This window comes from Prochlorococcus marinus subsp. marinus str. CCMP1375, assembly GCF_000007925.1.
Lineage (GTDB): Bacteria > Cyanobacteriota > Cyanobacteriia > PCC-6307 > Cyanobiaceae > Prochlorococcus_E > Prochlorococcus_E marinus.
In genome coordinates this window covers 935,956-954,291 of the sequence record NC_005042.1, presented here as the reverse complement: position 1 = coordinate 954,291, position 18,336 = coordinate 935,956, and the positions used below count along the sequence as shown (strand labels likewise).

At 36.0% G+C, this 18,336-nt stretch carries 20 protein-coding genes; 8 read left to right on the top strand and 12 right to left on the bottom strand.

All coding sequences use genetic code 11. The annotated features are described in order from the left end of the window. Window positions 1–29 precede the first annotated feature (29 nt). Together PRO_RS05115 and glnA are read right to left on the bottom strand one after the other, a co-directional pair. Complete coding sequence (locus PRO_RS05115) at window positions 30–287, bottom strand: hypothetical protein (RefSeq protein ID WP_036892260.1); 258 nt, start codon at window positions 285–287, stop codon at window positions 30–32. 142 nt (window positions 288–429) lie between these two features. Next, a complete protein-coding gene (gene glnA / locus PRO_RS05110; RefSeq protein WP_011125190.1) occupies window positions 430–1,851 on the bottom strand; it encodes a type I glutamate--ammonia ligase in 1,422 nt (473 codons plus the stop codon). Window positions 1,852–2,116: 265 nt separating this feature from the next. Here glnA and PRO_RS05105 point away from each other — a divergent pair, with 265 nt between their 5' ends. Continuing rightward, window positions 2,117–3,256, top strand: coding sequence for a pyridoxal-phosphate-dependent aminotransferase family protein (locus PRO_RS05105; protein ID WP_036892385.1), 1,140 nt, complete (start codon window positions 2,117–2,119; stop codon window positions 3,254–3,256). Here PRO_RS05105 and PRO_RS05100 read toward each other — a convergent pair. Further along, a complete protein-coding gene (locus tag PRO_RS05100) occupies window positions 3,251–3,745 on the bottom strand; it encodes a nucleoside deaminase (protein ID WP_011125188.1) in 495 nt (164 codons plus the stop codon). The two genes, PRO_RS05105 and PRO_RS05100, sit on opposite strands and share 6 nt — an antisense overlap. 92 nt (window positions 3,746–3,837) lie before the next feature. On the opposite strand from PRO_RS05100, the gene PRO_RS05095 reads away from it, so the two are divergent. Next, complete coding sequence (locus tag PRO_RS05095) at window positions 3,838–5,205, top strand: pyridoxal phosphate-dependent decarboxylase family protein (protein ID WP_011125187.1); 1,368 nt, start codon at window positions 3,838–3,840, stop codon at window positions 5,203–5,205. 98 nt (window positions 5,206–5,303) lie between these two features. Here the strand turns inward: PRO_RS05095 and PRO_RS05090 are convergent, their stop codons facing one another. Genes PRO_RS05090 through PRO_RS05080 form a run of 3 tightly spaced genes read right to left on the bottom strand, consistent with a single transcriptional unit; the run spans window position 5,304 to window position 7,964 of the window. Continuing rightward, a complete protein-coding gene (locus PRO_RS05090; RefSeq protein ID WP_011125185.1) occupies window positions 5,304–6,866 on the bottom strand; it encodes a YcjF family protein in 1,563 nt (520 codons plus the stop codon). 46 nt (window positions 6,867–6,912) lie between these two features. Continuing rightward, window positions 6,913–7,383 carry a signal peptidase II gene (gene lspA / locus PRO_RS05085; RefSeq protein ID WP_011125184.1) on the bottom strand — a complete coding sequence of 157 codons (471 nt, stop codon included), beginning with the start codon at window positions 7,381–7,383 and terminating at the stop codon, window positions 6,913–6,915. Next, window positions 7,380–7,964 carry a biotin transporter BioY gene (locus PRO_RS05080; RefSeq protein ID WP_011125183.1) on the bottom strand — a complete coding sequence of 195 codons (585 nt, stop codon included), beginning with the start codon at window positions 7,962–7,964 and terminating at the stop codon, window positions 7,380–7,382. The genes lspA and PRO_RS05080 overlap by 4 nt, the downstream gene beginning before the upstream one ends. Window positions 7,965–8,096: 132 nt before the next feature. Between PRO_RS05080 and PRO_RS05075 the strand changes: the two genes are divergently transcribed. The 3 genes from PRO_RS05075 to PRO_RS05065 are packed head-to-tail and all read left to right on the top strand — an operon-like array spanning window position 8,097 to window position 10,748. Continuing rightward, window positions 8,097–8,327, top strand: a complete 231-nt coding sequence (locus PRO_RS05075; RefSeq protein WP_011125182.1) for a DUF3148 domain-containing protein — start codon at window positions 8,097–8,099, stop codon at window positions 8,325–8,327. Beyond that, entirely contained in the window at window positions 8,328–9,995 is a 1,668-nt protein-coding gene (locus PRO_RS05070) for a peptide chain release factor 3 (RefSeq protein WP_011125181.1), read from the top strand. It abuts the gene before it with no gap. 54 nt (window positions 9,996–10,049) lie between these two features. Beyond that, the gene (locus PRO_RS05065) at window positions 10,050–10,748 is read left to right on the top strand and encodes a CPP1-like family protein (RefSeq protein ID WP_011125180.1); all 699 of its coding nucleotides are present in this window, start codon (window positions 10,050–10,052) and stop codon (window positions 10,746–10,748) included. 10 nt (window positions 10,749–10,758) lie between these two features. On the opposite strand, the gene hslO is transcribed toward PRO_RS05065, so the two are convergent. Together hslO and PRO_RS05055 are read right to left on the bottom strand one after the other, a co-directional pair. Continuing rightward, window positions 10,759–11,664, bottom strand: a complete 906-nt coding sequence (gene hslO / locus PRO_RS05060) for an Hsp33 family molecular chaperone HslO (RefSeq protein ID WP_011125179.1) — start codon at window positions 11,662–11,664, stop codon at window positions 10,759–10,761. A 7-nt stretch (window positions 11,665–11,671) separates the two neighbouring features. Continuing rightward, window positions 11,672–12,301 carry an ABC transporter ATP-binding protein gene (locus PRO_RS05055; protein ID WP_011125178.1) on the bottom strand — a complete coding sequence of 210 codons (630 nt, stop codon included), beginning with the start codon at window positions 12,299–12,301 and terminating at the stop codon, window positions 11,672–11,674. A gap of 109 nt (window positions 12,302–12,410) precedes the next feature. Here PRO_RS05055 and PRO_RS05050 point away from each other — a divergent pair, with 109 nt between their 5' ends. From PRO_RS05050 to PRO_RS05040, 3 genes are read left to right on the top strand one after another with little or no spacing between them, the layout of a single operon-like run. Beyond that, window positions 12,411–12,872: a DUF3531 family protein gene (locus PRO_RS05050; protein WP_011125177.1), complete on the top strand. Its 462-nt coding sequence runs from the start codon at window positions 12,411–12,413 to the stop codon at window positions 12,870–12,872. Then, the gene (locus PRO_RS05045) at window positions 12,865–13,629 is read left to right on the top strand and encodes a 16S rRNA (uracil(1498)-N(3))-methyltransferase (protein ID WP_011125176.1); all 765 of its coding nucleotides are present in this window, start codon (window positions 12,865–12,867) and stop codon (window positions 13,627–13,629) included. Before PRO_RS05050 ends, PRO_RS05045 begins: the two co-directional genes overlap by 8 nt. After that, window positions 13,626–14,429: a TIGR00297 family protein gene (locus tag PRO_RS05040; RefSeq protein ID WP_011125175.1), complete on the top strand. Its 804-nt coding sequence runs from the start codon at window positions 13,626–13,628 to the stop codon at window positions 14,427–14,429. The genes PRO_RS05045 and PRO_RS05040 overlap by 4 nt, the downstream gene beginning before the upstream one ends. 43 nt (window positions 14,430–14,472) lie before the next feature. On the opposite strand, the gene PRO_RS05035 is transcribed toward PRO_RS05040, so the two are convergent. From PRO_RS05035 to PRO_RS05020, 4 genes are read right to left on the bottom strand one after another with little or no spacing between them, the layout of a single operon-like run. Next, window positions 14,473–15,117: a GDSL-type esterase/lipase family protein gene (locus PRO_RS05035; RefSeq protein WP_011125174.1), complete on the bottom strand. Its 645-nt coding sequence runs from the start codon at window positions 15,115–15,117 to the stop codon at window positions 14,473–14,475. After that, window positions 15,117–16,688 carry a phosphate ABC transporter permease gene (locus PRO_RS05030; RefSeq protein ID WP_011125173.1) on the bottom strand — a complete coding sequence of 524 codons (1,572 nt, stop codon included), beginning with the start codon at window positions 16,686–16,688 and terminating at the stop codon, window positions 15,117–15,119. The genes PRO_RS05035 and PRO_RS05030 overlap by 1 nt, the downstream gene beginning before the upstream one ends. Before the next feature lie 5 nt (window positions 16,689–16,693). Further along, window positions 16,694–17,431 carry a phosphonate ABC transporter ATP-binding protein gene (locus PRO_RS05025; RefSeq protein WP_011125172.1) on the bottom strand — a complete coding sequence of 246 codons (738 nt, stop codon included), beginning with the start codon at window positions 17,429–17,431 and terminating at the stop codon, window positions 16,694–16,696. Then, window positions 17,428–18,330, bottom strand: a complete 903-nt coding sequence (locus PRO_RS05020; RefSeq protein WP_011125171.1) for a putative selenate ABC transporter substrate-binding protein — start codon at window positions 18,328–18,330, stop codon at window positions 17,428–17,430. Before PRO_RS05020 ends, PRO_RS05025 begins: the two co-directional genes overlap by 4 nt. Between the last annotated feature and the right edge of the window lie 6 nt (window positions 18,331–18,336).

The following is an 18,336-nucleotide window of genomic DNA, read 5'->3' as shown; positions in this document are numbered from 1 at the left end:
TTCTGTTGTCAAGAGTATTAAATAGCCATTCATTCTCGACATAATTGCTCTGGTATAAATTCCATTAAATCTTTAATTTCATTCCAATGATAATGTGGTTCAATTTTATTTAAAGATTCAAGATTATTTTTTATAAGAGAACTTATCTTTTTAGAATCAATACATACTTGAGGGATATTATTACGATAAAACTCTTTATTAATATTGTTCATTAATGAATTGAATGTATTAATTTTGTCAATTGCTAAATTATTAGCCGGAAGGACTACTTTTGTTAAGTTAAACATTGTTATAAGTATAAGTATCAAGCTTATTCTTAAATTCATGATGTACTAATTATATCTAGGACTTATAATTATAAGTCCTAGATATAAATTTTTAAACCTTGGATATAATATTAAATTTTAATAATACAAATAAGTATTTTATTTATGCATCGTAATACATAAAGAATTCATGAGGATGAGGCCTTTGACGGAGTTGTTGGACTTCTTCGTACTTCATTTCTATGAAATTGTTTATAAAATCATGATCAAATACTCCACCTGCCGTTAGGTAATCATTGTCTGCTTTAAGAGCTTCTAAAGCATTATTTAAAGATGATGGAACTGTTGCTATTTTTGATAGTTCATCTTCTGGCAATTCAAATAAATCTACATCTACACCATCACCGGGATCAATTTGGTTCTTGATTCCATCTATTCCTGCCATCATCATTGCACTAAAGGCTAAGTATGGATTTGCAAGAGCATCTCCTGACCTGAACTCAAGCCTTTTTGCTTTTGGACTTGGACCTGTCAACGGTATACGAACGGCTGCAGATCTATTGCCTTGAGAATAAACAAGATTTACTGGAGCTTCGAAGCCAGGAACAAGACGCTTATAACTATTTGTTGTTGGATTTGTAAAGGCAAGGAATGAAGGTGCATGCTTGAGAATACCTCCTATGTACCATTTTGCTGTTTGGGAGAGATTTGCATATGTTCCTTCCCCATAGAACATTGGTTGGCCATCCTTCCAGAGGCTTTGATGAACATGCATACCTGTACCGTTATCGTTCCATACAGGTTTTGGCATGAAAGTTGCTGTTTTTCCATACTTTTTAGCAATATTGCGAACAACATATTTGTAGGTCATTACATTGTCTGCTGCGCTTATTAGCGAAGCAAATTTCATTCCTAACTCATGTTGTCCTGGGCCAGCAACTTCGTGATGATGCTTTTCTATAGGGATGCCGAGTTCCCCAATAAGAAGCAACATTTCTGAACGCAGATCTTGAGCTGTATCATTTGGTGATACAGGGAAATATCCTTCTTTATATTGAATTTTGTAAGCAAGATTTCCTCCTTCCTCTGCCCGTCCTGTGTTCCAAGGCGCCTCTATAGTGTCAACACTATAAAAAGAGGTCCCTTCTTTTGAGTCATATCTAACATCATCAAAAATAAAAAACTCAGGCTCCGGTCCAAAATAAGCAGAATCAGCTAATCCAGTATTAGAAAGATAAGCCAATGCTTTTTGGGCTAATGATCTAGGGCACCTTGAATAAGCTTCTCCACTCCTTGGTTCTTGTATTGAGCAAATCAAACTAAGTGTTTTATGACGATAAAAAGGATCTACCCATGCTGTGGATGAATCAGGGACCATTGACATGTCCGACTCGTTTATAGCTTTCCAACCTCTAATTGATGACCCATCAAAAGCTAGGCCTTCCTTAAAAGAGTTTTCATCAACCATGTCTGATGTGACAGTTAAGTGCTGCCACTTACCGTGAATATCAGTAAATTTGAGGTCAATGAGCTCAATTCCCTCATCTTTGATTTGTCTGAGCACATCTTGCGGAGATTTTCCCATTTACTTTTTATAGATATGTATAAATAAAATTAATTACCGTAGCAAACTTATTTTGTATCAATAAGTACTTTTTGTGACTATTGGCCTCCATTTCCCATTGTTTATATCCCCTTCGCTACTAACTTCAAAGAAAATAAATCCATTTCTCAGAACTTGTCAGCATTGCAATACCTAAAATAATTATCACGACGTTACCTTTAGGTGTTTAGGCTCATGTATAAGCAATTTTTCACAGGTCTTGGCGACAACAACAGCTAACTCCTCAATGTTAGGTACTTCTGGCGCAACATTTGCTCCTCTGACTGTGCCAAAGAGGCTTTTGTTAGGCCCCGGCCCTTCAAACTCCCATCCGTCTGTTCTTAATGCCTTATCCCAGCAACCAGTGGGGCATTTGGATCCCTTTTATATTCAACTAATGGCTGAGGTCCAGGGATTGTTGAGAGATGTTTGGCAAACTAGCAATCGTTTGACTCTTCCTATGAGTGGTACAGGGAGCGCTGCAATGGAAGCAACTATTGCGAATGTTGTTGAGCCAGGTGACACATTCCTAGTGGCAATTAAAGGATACTTTGGCAATAGACTTGCTGATATGGCTTCGAGGTATAAGGCCAATGTTCAAACAATTGATAAAAAATGGGGTGAAGCATTCTCTTTACAAGAACTTGAAGAGGCGATAATTAAGTATAAGCCTGCTTTTCTGGCTTTAGTACATGCAGAAACTTCCACAGGTGTTTGCCAACCAATGGAAGGAATAGGAGACTTGTGTCGTAAACATAATTGCTTGTTGATTCTAGATACAGTGACTTCGTTGGGAAGCATTCCTTTGTATTTAGATGATTGGAAAGTTGATCTTGCATATAGCTGTAGTCAGAAAGGTTTGAGCTGCCCTCCTGGATTAGGGCCATTTACCATGAATGAAAGAGCCGAAGAAAAATTGAACAAAAGAACTGGTAAAGTCCCAAACTGGTATTTAGATGTTTCCTTATTAAATAAATATTGGGGAAGTGATCGTGTTTATCACCACACTGCTCCTGTAAATATGAATTTTGGCATTAGAGAGGCACTTAGGCTTATCCTTGAAGAAGGTTTAGAGGCGACTTGGACTCGACATAAATTAAATGCTTTGGAATTATGGAATGGGTTAGAAGATTTAGGATTGTCATTACATGTTCCTTCTGATATTAGACTTCCTACTTTAACAACAGTTAGTATTCCTAGCAATGTAGATGGGAAGGCTTTCTCTTTACATTTATTAAATAACCATGGCGTCGAAATTGGTGGAGGACTAGGTGAATTGGCAGGTAAAGTATGGCGTATTGGTTTGATGGGATATAACTCTAATAAGACAAATGTTGATAAGATATTAAATTTATTTGATTCTGAGTTGCCAAAATTTAAATCATAGTTTTATTAATCTTCTCAAAGAAAACCATTCTTCTATTTCTTGTTTTATCTCTTTTTTCATTACACCACCTTTAACAATCATTTTATGATGAGCACTTTTGTGAGTCGAGAGATCAAGAGTTCCTCCAAGGCCTCCTCTTTTAAAGTCATATGCACCAAAAATCACTCTCCCCATTCTTGCTTGTATAAGAGCACCTGCGCACATTTGGCATGGCTCTAAAGTCACTATCAATGTACATTCATTAAATCGCCAGTCACCTTTCAACCAAGCGGCTTGGCGTAATGCAACAAGTTCAGCATGACCCATAGGATCGAATCTTTTGTTTCTTGTATTTCTTCCATGACCAATGCAATGCCCTTTCTCATTAAGGATAATTGCTGTTATTGGCACTTCCCCTTCTTTTCCTACTATCTTTGCCCTTTTTCGAAGAATCATCATCCATCTATGAATTTGTGTATCGTTGAGTTTTACCGGCTTAGTAAATTGCATTGTTATAAGGAACTACTTCAAAGTCTGACCATACGAAATGCAGTATTTTCTTGAATGCTTTCTTGCATAAATATATTTGAAAGGAACATAAAGTGGAATTTTTCGCATCCAATGATCGCATAGATCCTAAATTAAAATCATTTTTAGAAGAAGCTTCCAGCATTCTTTGTGAGTGGTTTGCTACTACTGAGAAAAGGGGGCCATCACCTTTCTCCGTTGAGATCCCTCAAGTAGAGCCGCAACTTGAAGGCATACCAGAAACTCAATTATTGAACGATCTGAAAATATTGATGGATGGAGCATATCAGCCTTCTCACCCAGGAGCATTAGCCCATTTGGACCCTCCTCCGCTTACAGCATCGATTGTTGGCGAATTGATAGCAGCTGGTTTAAATAATAATCTCTTGGCAGAAGAGCTTTCCCCAAGTCTCACGAAACTAGAACGAAATCTTTGTAGATGGTTTTCAGAAAAAATTGGCTTACCTGACACAGCTGGAGGAGTCTCTGCAAGTGGAGGGACATTGACTAATTTGATGGCTCTTTTAGTAGCTAGAACTAATGCTCAACTTCTTTATGATTCTGACGCTGTAGTTTTAGCAAGCTCTGAGGCCCATGTTTCGATTTCTAGAGCGATATCAGTTATGGGGCTTCCTCCAGAATCTTTGTGTGAGCTTCCTACTAATGAAGAAGGAGTTATCAGTCTTGAGTCCCTAGAAAAAGAATTTTCAAGAATTCAAAACCAAGGTAAAAAATGTTTTGCTGTCGTTGCGACAGCTGGAACTACAGTAAGAGGAGCAATTGACCCATTGTCGGATATTGCTGGTTTTTGCAATAGGCATGGTATTTGGTTCCATGTTGATGCTGCTATTGGAGGAGTGTTTGTCCTTTCTTCTAATAAGACAAAATATTTAAAAGATCTTTCAAGAGCAAATTCTGTAACCATCAATCCTCAGAAATTATTGGGAATTACAAAAACCTCTTCATTGCTACTTGTCGCCAAAAAAGATGACTTGTTTTCATGTTTCTCTACAGGCTTTCCATATATAGAGCCTTCATTTGGTAATGATTATCAAGGAGGGGAAATTGGGTTGCAAGGATCACGCCCTGCTGAAATTATTAAACTATGGCTTGGATTGAGACAGTTGGGAGAGAAAGGAATTAACCTTTTATTAGATAGTGCTATTCATCGTCGTAATTATTTTCATGATCAAATTGATAAGAAAAAATTTGATGTTGTGACAGGACCTCTACATCTAATAGCCATTTCACCTAAGTATAAAGATAAGCATGAAGCCGAGCTATGGTCTATCGCAACAAAAAATAAATTGTTAGGTGAAAAATATATGCTTTCTCGGCCTTTTTATAAAGATCGTTATTACCTAAAAGCTGTAATGGGAAATCCACATACTAAATTGTTTCATATAGATCAGTTAGCACAAATCCTTAATCAATCTATTTGAGAATTCTATGACCTCGGAAAAAAATCGTGGAAAGTTAGTAGCGATTATTACTGGAGCTTTCTCAATTTTTATTGCAATTACTTACTTAATATTAATAACTATTCTCGATGCTCGAGGCCCCATGCTTCCTCCTCCTCCGGAGGCCTTGGGCGCGATGGTAGTTGCTTGTTATTAATTTTTTTCTCCAGTGGTTCTATAACTCTATTCATTGCAGCTCGAATGAAGGCCCTGAGAGTGTATTCGCGTCTATTTAGATTGTAATGATGTTGAACGACCTCTTGAACCCCTCCGTCTCCCCAGTTTTGATCTTGCTGGAAATATGTTATAAAACTTTCGCCAGCAACTTGTGTAAGCCAAGCAGCACTTACACTCTGAATAGTTTTACCAACTAGATATGTTGGTAAATGTAGGCTTAGAGAATTGCTAATTAGAGATACACCTCCTTTAACTATTCCAAGTCCAGCAATGGTTTGACCTACAGACATAGCAAGACTTTTTGCTCTATCTTTTGTCAATTCAACACCATAAATCTTAGAAATGTCCATTACCATTCGCCCATTAACAACTGCAGCTCCTAGTAAATCTATAACAGGGAGAGGAGTAATGAATACTACGCCGCTGCTGATCCATGTATACCTTTCGACACATCGCTGAGATGTAGCTAATCGTTGCTTGTCTAGTAATCGTCTTCCTGAAGTGCCTAGATTCCTACATTGAAGCAAAATGTTGTCGGCTATAAGTTCTTCACCTTCTTGATGTAGAACTATTGCCATACGCTTGATTAGTTGATTTATATCAGGCTTAGGTTGCAAAGGATTACTTCCGATTATTGGTATTGTTTGAGGTGATGCAGAAGTTGCGATTATGTTTTCTATATCAACAATTCCTTGGGTACGATTCTCTAATAACGAAATAAGTTTAGCTTTCTCCTTTTCTCCACGAAGATCAGATTTATTTAGAACAATAAATAGTTTTTTCCCAACTTTGGAAAGATTTACAATCATTTCCATTTCGTATGAGCGCAAGTCGCTATCGACTACAAATATTATTAGGTCTGCTTGACTTGCTTTAATAATTGCTTCTTTTTCCCTTGAACGGCCATGGACCCCTCCTTCGAGGATCCCTGGCGTATCGATTATTTTTAAACCTCTTCTAAGACTCTTTAACTTTAGGCGATAAATGTTTGTTTTAGTTGTAGAACCCATAGAAGGAGCTACATGACCAACGATTTTGTTAAGAAGGGATCTCACTAAGGCAGTTTTACCACTAGAACCTGGCCCAAAAACTGCAACTAATAAGTCTCCTCTTAATAATTCCTTCTCAACGCGTTGCTTTTCATATCTAAGAGCTTGTGCTGCAATTTGATTTTGAATAAGTGAGGTTAATTGATCTATACTTTTTAAACTTCTTCTTGCCGCATCATTTTTATTCTTAGGAATAGTTTTGTAATCCTTATGTTTTCGTAGATAAAATTGACCTTTTTTAGCTAAAACTTTGAAAATTCTTATAGCTTTAGAATTTGAATAAATAGCAAGAATAAATAAAGAAATAAGTATTGTTTGAATATTTATTAATTTAAATAATGCCCCTATCAAACCTGACAAAATACCAACAATAGGTATTAAAAGGAGAATAGTAAATAATCTTACTTTTCTAGTCATTGCTTAATGAGGCCAATAATAAGATTTGAATTCATATTTAACTCCTTTATACCTTATATTTTTTAGGGATTACGTATTCTAGTAATAAAAAGAGTACAGCTATATTAATAGCAATATCGGCAAAATTGAAAACAGGAAAATTAAAAGGAACTATCTGAATAAAATCAACAACATATCCTAGTCTCCATCTATCTAATCCATTTCCGACTGTGCCCCCTAATAGCATTGAAAATGCTATTGCTTGATTGAAATCAAAATATGTCTTCTTACAAATCAATATAATTAAAGCTAATGAGACAAATAGGCTTAGGAAAGAAAGTGTTAACGGAAAATTGCTGAAAATGCTAAAAGCCGCACCATAGTTTTTTACTACATAAAATCTAATTACTCCTGGTATCAAATCAAAGGAATCTTGATTTATATTTATAGAAAATAAGTATTTTGTAGCTTGATCAATTAATATTAATATAAATGAGAAGTGAAATATATTTATACTTTTGAATAAATACCGGTTCATTCTAATAATTGTATTTTTCGTAAAGACTTTGCAATTAATACTATCGCTGGACAAAGTAGAATTTGAATTGGGAATGTAGATATACTATAAGTAAGTAGAAGTTCTACTACACCTTGCTGCCAGCGTGATACTAAAGAGCCAAATATTATGTTTATTATTCCAATTGAATGAATAATTGTCAATCCACACACTGCAGATATAAATAGTGCTAATAATGTTTTCCTCTTGGCTGTTTGAACTATTCTTCCAGTTATCCATACTGCTGGAATAAATCCTACCAGGTATCCAAAGTCAGGTGTCGCAATGTATCCAATACTTCCTCCTCCATGAAATACAGGTAAGTAAAAGAGCCCTATTGTTAGATAAGCAAATACAGCAATAATTCCAGATGAAGGTCCATAGACCATTCCTGATAGTAATAGAGCAGGTATCTGCCAAGAGCTTGGCAAATCAACAATATGAAAACTAAAATTCTCACTTAGACCCAATATTGCTGATGGAAGCATCCCTCCTATAAGTATCATTAGAAGACTTGTAAGAGACGAGCCTAAAAGGGCTAAGTTTCGCAATGGATTATTCATAGAACATATATACACACAATCTTAAAAGTATCTTTGTCATTGGGAATGATTTTACGTGTAGGTAAAGTAGTTCAATGTTTAAGGATGCTTGAACTACCATTATTGGGACACTAAGTTAGGGAAAGAACTTTTATGAAATTCAAAATCGGAGAGAAGGTTTCTTTAAAAGTATCTCAATCATATTTAAAGACCAATGATCCCATGCCGATGCTTCGCCCTCCAGATCTTGTTGCTTCAGATGAACTTGGAATAATCACAGCGTTGCTTCCTAAGGATTTAGCAGAAGTCAAATTTCGTAGAGGAACGTTTTTATTGCAAACCTCTCATTTGAAGCCAGAACATTCTTCTGAGGAGAATGCCTAAATGAAATCAATCTCTACAGGAAATAACGCACCTCAAATAAATGATGATGAAAATTTTCAGCATTCATTACAAGAAGCTGTCAATCAGAGGCGTAATTTCGCAATCATCTCTCATCCAGATGCAGGGAAAACAACTCTTACAGAAAAACTCCTTTTGTATGGAGGAGCTATTCAGCAGGCTGGAGCAGTAAAAGCAAGAGGTGAACAACGAAAGGTTACTTCTGATTGGATGGAATTAGAAAAACAAAGAGGTATATCGATTACTTCAACTGTTTTGCAATTTGAATATAAGGATATAACTGTAAATTTACTTGATACACCTGGTCACCAGGATTTTTCAGAAGATACTTATAGAACATTGGCAGCTGCAGATAATGCAGTGATGCTTGAAGATGCTGCTAAAGGTTTGGAGCCTCAAACAAGAAAGCTCTTTGAAGTTTGTCGACTAAGAAATATTCCAATTTTTACTTTCATAAATAAAATGGATAGACCAGGTCAAGAGCCTCTTTCTCTCCTTGACGAAATAGAATCTGAATTAAACCTTTCAACTTTTGCTGTTAATTGGCCTATTGGAAGTGGAGACTTATTTAGAGGAGTTATCCAACGTGATAGTAGAGATGTCATTTTATTTGCTAGAGGGGAGAGAGGTAAGCAATCTATAGAACGCAGATTAAAAATCAATGATCCTAAATTAAGCGAATTTGTTGAGAAGGAGCTTCTAGAGAAAGCGATAGAGGAACTTGATCTTTTGGAAGCTGCAGGGTCAGCTTTGGATTTAGAACTTGTTAGAGAAGGTGAACTGACACCTGTTTTTTTTGGTTCTGCAATGACAAATTTTGGAGTTAGACCTTTTCTTGATAGTTTTCTAGATATGGCTCAAGGTCCTGTTGCTAGAAATACAACCGATGGTCCAGTTGATCCAATGAGAGAAACATTTACAGGGTTTGTTTTTAAATTGCAAGCCAATATGGACCCACGTCATAGAGATCGAGTTGCATTTGTACGAGTCTGTAGTGGACGATTTCAAAAAGATATGACTGTCAGTCATGCTCGCTCAGGTAAAAATATTCGTTTGTCACGACCGCAAAAAATATTTGCCCAAGATAGATCAGTAGTTGAGGATGCATATCCAGGGGATGTAATAGGTTTAAATAATCCAGGAATGTTTGCTATAGGCGACACCTTGTACACAGGTAAGCATGTTGAGTATGAGGGTATACCTTGCTTTAGTCCGGAAATCTTTTGCTGGTTACGTAATCCAAATCCTTCGGCTTTCAAAAATTTTCGAAAAGGAGTTAATGAATTAAGAGAAGAAGGTGCTGTTCAAATTCTTTATGACACGGATCAAAGCAAGCGGGACCCGATATTGGCAGCTGTAGGACAATTGCAATTAGAGGTTGTCCAGCATCGTTTGGAGAATGAGTATTCAGTTGAAACCATAGTTGATCCAATGGGTTATCAGGTCGCTAGATGGGTTAAAGGAGGTTGGACTTCTCTTGAACAAATTGGAAGGATTTTTAATTGCAAGACCGTTCAAGATTCTTGGCAAAGACCAGTCTTGCTATTCAAGAATCAATGGAATCTAAATCAGCTAGAGCAAGATCATCCTTCATTGGAGTTAAGTGCAGTTGCACCGGTTGTTAGTGGAGTAAACCCTATAACTCTTTAATGTCATTTTATCTTCATTGACTATATTTCGCCTACGCTTAGGGAAAGCAATAAAATGCTAATTGTGTCTGATACAGATTTGAGCAGCCAAGAAGGGGGAAATGATCCTTATTCTCTTCTTGGTGTATCACCAGATTCTAGTTTTGAAGAAATTCAAGAGGCTAGGGATAGAAAACTTTCACAAGCAGGAGAAGATCTTCTATTGAAGGCAAAAATTGAATCTTGTTATGACGCATTGCTTATGAATAGTTTAAAAGCAAGACGCTTAGGCAATGTTAGTAGTGAAGCTGTTAATGCATCTCAAAAGGAGAAAAACGGAGCCAACTCAGGCAAACCTCTTTTTGGGAGTGCATTGCTTACGAGATTCAATGCATTAAAATCATCGACCAATGGCAAAAGTACAAATAACACACAACCTAATTTTAATTTGCCAGAAGGTGAAGGCCTAACAATTAGGGTTTCCCTTGGTTTATTAGTAATTGTTCTTCTATTAGTAGCACCTGATAGTAATATTCAATTAATTCTTTCCTTGTCCACAATAGGTCTTTTCGTTAGTCAAATTAAACGTGGTCGTAAAACACTTCAGTCACTTGGGTGGAGTGTTGTGTTCTTGTCTATTGGATATATTCTTGGCGGACTTATTGTGAGTAACCTTACTGGAATTAGCGATCAGACATTATTGATTTCTATAAATAAGTTAGAAGCGTTACCAGCGCTTTTAATGTTATGGATTGGAGCTCTGCTTTTAGGATAGATATTACATTTTAGAATTCGCCAATTATAGTTTTTAACTCTTGTTCATTCACATTATATATTTCATTACAGAAATTACATGTCAATTCAGATTTCTTGTCTTCGTTCATTATTTCTATTAGTTCTTCTTTCCCTAATAACTTTAGAGCAGAAATACTGCGATCACGAGAACAACGACACTTAAAACTTATACTCTGATTGTTGTCCATAGTTTTAATAATCTTTGGATTTAAATTAGGAAATAAATGACTAAATAGGCTTGGAAGGTTGTCTTTGCTAGCAAGAAGATGTTGACTAAATCCAGTGATCTTCTTGCATTCTTCATCTAGCAAATTTATAAGAGTTTTATTTTCAACTGCACTTGGAAGAATTTGCGCTATTAAAGCTCCTGAGCAAATAAACTCCTGGTCTTCGATAATTTCTCCAACAAAAACCGCCGATTGGACTTGTTCTGAATGAAGTAAATATGATGCTATATCTTCTCCTATTCCACCACCTTCTATTTCTACGGTACTTGTGAATGGTTCCCCTTTCCCAATATCCCTAGTGACATGTAGATATCCTTTACCTGTGGCTTTTTTAAAGTCGAAATAGTGATTCCCCTGTGAGGTTTTAATTAGGTCAAGCTCAAGACTTGGGTTCCCAACATAGCCTCGGACTGTTCCATCTCTTCCAGCATCAACGTTTAGTCCCTGCAAAGGGCCATCAGATTGGATTTTTATTGTTACGCGACCTTGTTTAACCTTCATAGAACTTGCTAGCAATAAGCCAGCACTCATTGCTCTACTGAGCATGATTGTCGTTAAATAAGATAGGGAATGTCTCCTCCTTGCTTCTTTTGTGGACTCTGTTGTTAATACTGCTACAAGTGCAATTGATCCATTTGCTGCTGTTGCTCTAACAAGTGAATCAGCCATACATTAACTATAGTATTTTACTTAGAGTTCCTTGTGAGAGTTGATAATTATATGTATCCATTTCTATAAAAAGCTCGGGCTCATGTGTAACTATAACTATTAGACGCTGGTTTGATAGTTCTTTGATCAGTTGGAGAATTTCATCTCGAACAGACCAATCAAGTCCAGCTGTAGGCTCATCAAGTAAGAGGATCTTTGGTTCTCGTATTAGCTGTACAGCTATAGCCAATCGTCTTTGTTGCCCGCCACTTAGGTTTTCTGGTAACACATTCATTTTTATATTATCCAATCCAACTTTCTTTAAAACTTCAGATTGTATAACTCTAGGTAGTCGTCTATGGCCTAGTTTAAGTTCTTGAGCGATCGTTAATCCTATAAAATGCCTTTCAGGGAATTGAAAAACTACGCCAGAGATTGCTCTTCTTTGATGTTCAGAGAGAGTTTGATTTTTCCAAGCTATTAGTCCTTTGCTTGGTTTTGTTAATCCACTAATAACTTCTATAAGACTAGTTTTTCCACTACCACTTGGGCCTGAAATAATAATAGGTTTTAATTTCTTCTCAAGGATGACTATTTCCTTAAGGACAGGGGTCTCAGAAGTTGCCGGATGATAATGAATGTCTTTTAATTCAAGCATTTGTCACTGAAATGCCTATAAATAAAACAATCATAATGTTCCTCCTAAATCTTTTAGTAGATATCATTTAAAATTACTCACTCACGATAACAATTGTCTATAAATTGCCATGGAAGTACGTTTTCGAGAAATTGACCCATTTAATTGTTGGATATGGCTTCGTTTCTCACAAGTCCCAAGTCAAGGAGAAATGAATTATCTAGATGGAATCTTTGATAGTTGGTATGTTATTGGTAGACTTGGCGGCTTTAATTCAGGAAATTTACAAGCTCATCAGGCAGGAGCAGATTTAAGTTGGATGAGTTATGACAATGATGAGCAGTCATCAAACCTTCCTGCCTTAATGCATAATCTAGGACAATTAGAATATCAAAATGTATGGGCTCGATGCTGGGTAGATCTAGGTACATCAGATGCATTAGCAATTGATGTACTAATAAACACCTTAAGTCAAATTGATGGCGACTTACTCAAGTTAGAGGAGATTTTGATAGGAGGTGTTAATGAGGATTGGGATGTAGAAGATCATCCAGATGCTATTTTCCCTTCAGCAAGTAAATCTAATGGCTGAATTGAGACGTCTTTTAATTGATCCGCTGCGTATAAATAAATCCAGTTTGAATAACAATATTATTGATTTAACCGGACAAGAGAGCCATTACTTGGCTCGTGTACTTAGATTAAGGTATGGAGATCATATAAATATCGTTGATGGAGTTGGACATCTTTGGACTGCGGATTTTATAAAAGAAGATCTTATAAAATTGCACTCTGATTTATCAAATCCAGAAGTAACCGAATCTAAAAAGAATCCTTTGATTTGCTTGGCTGTAGTTGTTCCTAAGCAAGATTTTGATGATATTTTGAGAATGTCTACTGAAATTGGAATAGATGTTTTGCAACCTATCATCTCTGACCGATCTGTAGTTCGTAATTTCCAATCTGAACGCGTCAAACGATGGGATTCTATTATTAATGAGGCGGTTGAGCAATCTGAACAACTTTGGAAACCAAAGCTCAAAGAAATTATTTGTTTTAATGAATGGATCGATATATATCGGAAAAGTACTTTAATGGCTTTAGGGACGACAAGAATAGATAATGCAATACCTTTTGAATCATTGTTGAACGATATAAAAGACGACCTTAATCAAATATGTATTGCAATAGGACCTGAAGGAGGTTGGTCAAACCATGAAATCTTTCTTGCCAGGGAAAAAGAATGTGCCAATGTTTTACTTGCAGACACGATACTTAAAAACACTACTGCTGCAATTGTTGCTACACAAATAATGTCATCTTGGAGACGATCGTTGAATTCTTTTTGAATCAACTTAAAATTTTTAATGTATTTTCTAAATTTGGATATATGTTTGTAAATGATGTACTCGTTGATTGGTTAACGGCTTTTTCCCTAAATTTTTTACTTATTGCTTTTGCCCAACGTTATCCACTGCTTACTAGAATAGGATGGGTACATGCAGGCATCCTTGGAACGATTCTTTGGGGTTGCTTAGGTTGGACAGGATGGATGACAGTTGTTATATACCTTGTGCTTGGATCTCTAGTTACAAAAATTGGATATTCGTATAAAAAGGCAAGAGGTATTGCTGAAGGGAGAGATGGTAGACGAGGGCCAGAGAATGTCTGGGGATCTGCGGCAACTGGTGCAATATTGGCTTTGCTTTTTAAACTATTTAGTAGTTTCAGTCAATACCAATATATTATTTTGATAGCTTTCGCATCAAGCTTCTCATCGAAATTAGCAGATACATTTGGTAGTGAGATTGGTAAAAGATGGGGACGTAAAACTTTTTTAATTACTAGTTTAAAGCCTGTGAAAGCAGGCACAGATGGAGCAATAAGCTTTGAAGGGACAGTGGCTAGCTTGGTGGGTAGCTTTGTGATGACTTTAGTGATGTATGTATTTTCATTTGTCAATTCCTTTTCAGCTTTTTTAATCGTATTGCTAAGCGGTTTTGTTGCAACTATAGCTGAGAGTCTATTTGGAGCCATATACCAAGATAAATTTAAATGGCTTACAAATGAAGTCGTTAACTTTCTTCAAACTAGTTTTGCTTCTATTCTTTCAATTTGGTTGGCGTTGATATTTTTAACAACCAGCTAAGATTACTGATTTCATTTTCTATAAGAGGTAGAGATTTATTAGATCATAAATCCACCCATGTTGTTAAAGGAGCCCATTCCCTTAGGCGTTTGAAGAGCCATTTATGACCTTCTGAATTTAGATGAATCCCATCAGCCGTTATCCATTCTTTCCATAGCAGCTCATCCCTCATGTTTTTATAGGTTGCTAGAAAAGGGACGTCCAACTCTAAACAGCTTTCTTCTATTAAACTTTCGTATAAAGAACATGATTTATTTGAATACCATAGACATTTTGCAAATGGCATTTTGTTTTCATTTACAGGTGTCAGCCCTATTACCATTACTTGGGCTTCCTTTTTCATTTGTTTGAGCAATCTTTCGAATCCAAATCTGAAGGCATCCACTGAAAGTTGAGGTCGCCCATCTTCTCTACCTATTCTTGCAGTATCATTAAGGCCTACTGAAAGTAACAAGCCTTCAGGAAAATTTCTTCTAAGCTCTCCTCTACATCGCCACTCTCTATACCAACGTTGAGCAACATCTTCAAGCCCATCCCCTCTTATTCCTAATGAATAGATAACAGCGTTCTTACCTGAATTAATCCAATGACGACTTAGTCTCGTGCTCCATCCACCCGCTTCAGAATCCCCCCATCCGTATACAGAGCTATCACCTATTATTATCAATTGCTTAGGTTTATAATTCATTATTTAGTAAAGGTTTGGGTTGGATTTGCTTGAGTTAAGTCATCAATAGAATTAAGCTTTTTGTGTAATGATTCTGTGAATATCTCACTTGATAATGTAATTGTAATAAAGGCTGTGCAAATAAGTACAACCTCTTCCCATGCAAAAGAACTTAGCGACTCTTTTAGTTGCCACCCTAAACCTACACCTCCTATTACCCCAACCGCAATAGTTTCTCTTAAGATTACATCAACTCTATATGTAGAGTATGTAAGGTAACTATTACTTTGAGGAGAAAGCTTCCCATATAACCAGGCTATTTGCTTACTTGTGCCAGTAGATTTGATCGAATTAAATAATTCTTTAGATTGTGAATCAATATTCTCTTTTAATATTTTCCCTAACACCGCCATGTTTTGTAGCCCCAAAGCAAGAGCTGCTACAGATATACTTGGTGTACAGCACAAAAGTATTAGTAATACTGACAATGGTGAAGGAATAATTCTACATACAATCCATATTGCACTAATAATACTTTGTACAAAGTTTTCTGGAAATATCATCAAAAGTAGAGGTGGTAAGCCTATAGCAATTCCTGACGATAATAAAGTTAAAACCAATGTGTCTAATATTAGTTTTGTCCAATCAATGCTTCGAAGTGCTAAAGAGAATTTTTCTATACTTACTCTACCTATACTATGAAATTCAAATGAACTAAAAATATTTAGACCCAGGCTATCTGCTCTTAATATACTAATAGTAATTGACAGACATATTATAAAGAGGCTTATTAAAATATATCTCCCAATATTATTTAGGTAGAATTGTGATATTTGAATGGCTTTTATTAATTTCTCAAGAATAAATAAAGCGATAAAAAGCATCCAAAGCGATGTCCACATCTCTGGAAAATTAAGTGAAATTATACTTAGCTGCAATTCAGTCCCTATTCCGCCCAAACCAAAAACACCAAGAAGTGTAGCTCCTCGAATAGCACATTCAAGTCTATATGCACCATAAGTCTCAATAATAGGTATGATTTTTGGTAAAAGCGCTGTTACTAATACACTTAATCCACTAGCACCATTTTGTTTTATTGCATTTATCTTTTCAAATCCAATTCTGTCAATTTGCTCTGAAAACACTCTTGACATTAATGATGCATAAGGAATAGACAAGGCAACTATTGCTATCCAAGGTGCTAGCCCAAACAGTTGTAGAAGAAGCAGACCCCATATCAATTCATGTGTAGCCCTAGGTATAGCTAATGCCCTTTTTGTTATCGTTCCTAAAAATTTTGGTAACTCAATTATTTTATAAAATGTAGTAGAGGATATTAGCCCTAAAATAAGTCCAATTAAAAGACTAATACCCCAGGAAATAACAGCTAATGAAAATGTTATTTGTAATCCATGCCAACTACTCTTTAACACCTGGTAATTAAAAGAAGGCCTAAATGCAGAAATGCAAAAAAGAAATAGGGTATTAATACCTCCGATATGTAGGTTGCTTACAAGTTGAAGTGTTACAGGAAAAATTGCTATCGCTGGCAGAATAGTTAATACTGGAGTTGTTAATTGTATTTTCTGCAATTTTATTAATCGTATAATCTATTGAGATGTTTAGAAGTGATATTGCTACAAGCACAATCCATTATTATCCTCCCTTCTTTAATTCCAACAACACGATTAAAATGTTTAATTAGATTTGGCTGATGTATGCTGATTATGCATGTATCAGCTACTTTGATCTCGAAAGAGGTTCGTTTTTTTAATAGCACATTAAGAATAATTTCTGAAAGATTTGGATCTAAATCTGCTAATGGCTCATCTGCTAGAACTAATTCTGATTCTTGACGCAAAAGTCTCGCAATAGCGACGCGTCTTCGTTGTCCAGAAGATAGTGTTGATACTCTTTTGTTGATAAATTTGGTTGATAATTGTGAAGCTTCTAAGCATGCAATACATTTTTGGATTTCTATTAATCCAACTAGATTTGAGATTGACCAGAACAAGCTATGTCTACCAAGAGCACCTGTATTTATGTTTTGTCCTACTGAAATTTCGTCTATTAGCCTTAGATCTTGCCATAGTGTAGCTATTTGACTTCTTTGAGTACGATTTAATTTTGTAATATCAGTTCCTTTAAAGAGTACTTCTCCCTTGCTTGGAGTTAATGTTCCATTTGCTACTTTTATTAGAGTTGATTTGCCAGAGCCACTCTTGCCTATCAATGCAATTTTATCACCATGATTTATTGAAAGGTTGATGGTGAGAAGTCTTTCTTTTTCTTCTATTCCAACATCAACATTCTTGAGTGCAAGTATAGTGTTCATCTGATCTTTCCAAGTTCTCTCCCTATAGATTCAATATCTTTGTATTGGTAGGCATATGCCTTTACAAATTTAGTTGCATTAAATAACTTTAGGATTTCTTGTTGTATTGGTTGTTGATTATTGAGATTAAGAATTTTCTCTGTTAATGATTTAGTAAAGCCTGGCCTAAATTTATTATCCAGATTAGGTTGAGCCAGCCAGTGGTAATCTGCGTATGCTGGAGTTTTCCATATAGTTTTAACTTTCTTTAAATCAGCTTTTCCATTGCTTACATTCTCTTTCCATACTTGTTCGTTTAGAACCCCTGCCTCGTATGAACCACTTTGTACTAGCACTATAGTCGCATCATGACTCCCGCTATACCCAGCTCTTCCACCCTTGAAATCAGTTGTTTTGACATTGGCCTTAGTTAAGTAATGCTGAGGCATCAACCTTCCAGAGGTTGAACTTTCGGAACCAAATGTAAAACGTCTACCTTTTAATTGTCTTAGCTCATAAATATTAGATATTGGTTTTATTCCAGAGTTTGTATTAGCTATAAATACACTATGAAACTTAGCATCTATATCTCTTTGAGCTATGACGATTGACCCAGGTCTTTGAAGTCTTGCTTGAACTCCGGTTAAGCCTCCAAACCACACCAAATCCAAATCGCCTGTTCTAAAGGCGCTTACTGCTGCTTGGTAGTTGATTACTGGCTTGTATACAACTTCTACATTTAGTTGATCACTCAATTCTTTTGCTAAAAGTGAATATAAGCGATTAAGTTTTTCTGGATATTGATCTGGTATAGCACTGATGAAGAGTTGTTCGCTAGATAATTTATCTTGGTCAATTGAGAAGATACTAAATAAAATTAGCAAGAGAGCAGTTGCTTTATTTTTTAGTACAAATTTCATAGAAGG